We start from the raw sequence: 2,437 nt of genomic DNA, 5'->3' as shown, positions 1-2,437 counted from the left end.
AGAAGATCTTTCAGAGCATCCTGGATATCTTCTGCTGATCGGATATCGTATTCTTCCAAGAGTTGGTGAATAATGTTACGTTTTCCTTCTGTCATTTGTACTCTGTGTACAGGTTTCTTTTCTCTTGCCATAATAAAAGGCCTCCTTATGATAAAATATTTTACCATAGAAGACCTTCTAAAACATTATTTACAGAAAAAGTTTCATACTCTCGAAATTCAAAGCACCCTTTTCCGGAAAAATAGTGCATATCTTTCCGGAGCAGAGTGCAGTCATTTAATTAGTATTCATCTGGAATAGTTATCCCATGCTCTATAAGAAGTGCCTGTAAACGGTCAATGTATTCTCTTAGATGCTGGATTTCTATCCAATTACCATGACACAGTTCATCGGCTTCTTCTAATTCGTGGCGGGTTATTTCATAATCCGTAAACTTAACGCATTTATGGTCTTTGCTGAAAGCACAATAATCAGTCATTGGCAGCTCCTTTCCGGGAAGCATGAATGCCATGACGTTCCCTCATGGATATGCGGCCATCAAGCATCACCTCATAGGAATTATGAATGATCCGGTCGATGATTGCTTCGCAAATAGTGGCATCACAGTCATTTCCGATGCGGCTGTACCAGCCTTTCGGTTCAAACTGTGTGCAGAAGATTACAGAGCCTTTCACACTACGGGCCTCAGTGATTTCAAGAAGTTCCCGTGTCTGTTCCGTGGATACGGGGCTTAACAAGAATTCATCCAGAATTAAAAGATCAATCTTCTGATATGCTTTAATTACTTTTTTCAGCGTGCCGTCCCCATGTGCAACAGCCAGCTCATTCAATAGATCAGGCAGGCGCACATAACGTACTTTGATAAAGTTCCTGCAGGCTGCGATTCCAAGCGCACATGCGATATATGTTTTTCCATTCCCAGATGCTCCTTTTAGAATGATATGGTGGTCATCAGATATATACCGGCAGGTGGAGAATTCCAGCATCTGTCCTTTATCCAGATTTCGGTCAGGATGATACTCGATATCTTCCATACACGCATTGGGATAACGGAATTCAGCACTGCGGATAAGTTTTTGCAGCTTTGTGCTTTTTCGCTTATCCCATTCTTTATCAACCAGCATACCGAACCGGTCTTCGAAAGATAATCCCTGATAGGTGTCAGGATCCTTGCACTGGCATTCAAAGGCATCTGACATTGCAGATAATCGCATATCATGCAGCTTGTCTATGGTTGACTGACGAATCATAAACGGTCACCTCCTTCGTAATAGGAGGCACCTCTGGTGATGCCATACTTGGAACTCTCTTTATTGGCAGCATTGGAAACAACCTTTGCTACTGCCACTTTATCCTGACCATTTTTCAAAATGGTACTGATATTTTTTAAACTTGGGCTTGGTGTGTAACTAAGTGCCTTGATACAGGCGTTTTCCAAACGTTGCGTACCATAGCGGTCAGCAAGCTTCATCAGCGATGCACAGGATTTATATCCCTGTTGCTCTACCTTATGCATGTATAAAAAATGTTTTACTACAATAAGGGTGGAATGGCCAACACTCTTTCCCCAGTTCAGAAAACTGTCTGTGTTGTATTCCAAAAATTTTCTGTGGTTTTCAGGCATATGCTCCGGTACATAAATCGGTTCCGGAGAGTAAGACCTGCGCACATGCGATGCTATACGGTTGCTATGGTAAAAAACTTCAATACTGTTTTCCGTAGCGCGGATATCGACCTTCTTGCCAATAAATTCATACGGAACAGAATACTTGCAATCTCCGATTTTTATGAGATAATCAGGTTGTATGGTGGCAGTTGACCAGACAGCCGTTTCATACGGGGAAGCAGGTAATGGCATGAGGAAGTCCTTTTCTTCTTCAAGAAATGCAGATAACCGGCTTCCTTTCTTTTTCTGGAAAGGCTTTGCATTGAATTCCTCAAGATTTTCATGGATGGCTTTATTGAGTTCTTCAAAAGTGAAGAACTTCCGGTTCCTTAGTGCTGCAAGAATCCATGTTTCAAGAACTTTTACAGTGCCTTCCGCATTCGGTTTATCCTTCGGTTTTACCGGTCGGGCAGGAATAATTGCAGTTCCATAGTACTCTGCCATTTCGTGGTAGGAACGGTTAAGTACAAGCTCTGCCCGTGTGTTTTTAATCACACCTGTTTTAAGATTATCTGGTACAAGAATACGTGTTACACCACCAAAGAATGAATACGCATGGATATGAGCTTCTATCCAGTGGTTGGATTTCATATCTGGGAATGCTTCTGCATATCCATACAAACTGCATGGAAGAACAGCAACAAATATATATGCAGGTATATCGTAGCAACTGGCAGCATCATAAACTTTAAGCGTATCGCCTACCCAGTCTACTTCCATTGTTTCTCCTGGTTTGCGCTTAATTCTGAGAGTTGCTTTCTTTGATGCAGC

At 41.9% G+C, this 2,437-nt stretch carries 3 protein-coding genes; all 3 read right to left on the bottom strand.

Going from position 1 to position 2,437, the window contains the following annotated elements; genetic code table 11:
- Positions 1–280 precede the first annotated feature (280 nt).
- A complete protein-coding gene (locus ACYQ35_RS11505; RefSeq protein ID WP_009462047.1) occupies positions 281–478 on the bottom strand; it encodes a mobility-associated LCxxNW protein in 198 nt (65 codons plus the stop codon).
- Entirely contained in the window at positions 471–1,250 is a 780-nt protein-coding gene (locus tag ACYQ35_RS11500) for an ATP-binding protein (protein WP_459833703.1), read from the bottom strand. The genes ACYQ35_RS11505 and ACYQ35_RS11500 overlap by 8 nt, the downstream gene beginning before the upstream one ends.
- Positions 1,247–2,437 (bottom strand): IS21 family transposase (istA, locus tag ACYQ35_RS11495; protein ID WP_459833700.1); only part of this gene is annotated, 1,191 nt, incomplete at its 5' end. The genes istA and ACYQ35_RS11500, both read right to left, overlap by 4 nt.

This window comes from Faecalimonas hominis (assembly GCF_054660755.1).
Note: the sequence above shows the minus strand (reverse complement) of the source record. Positions and strands in the feature narration are given on the sequence as shown.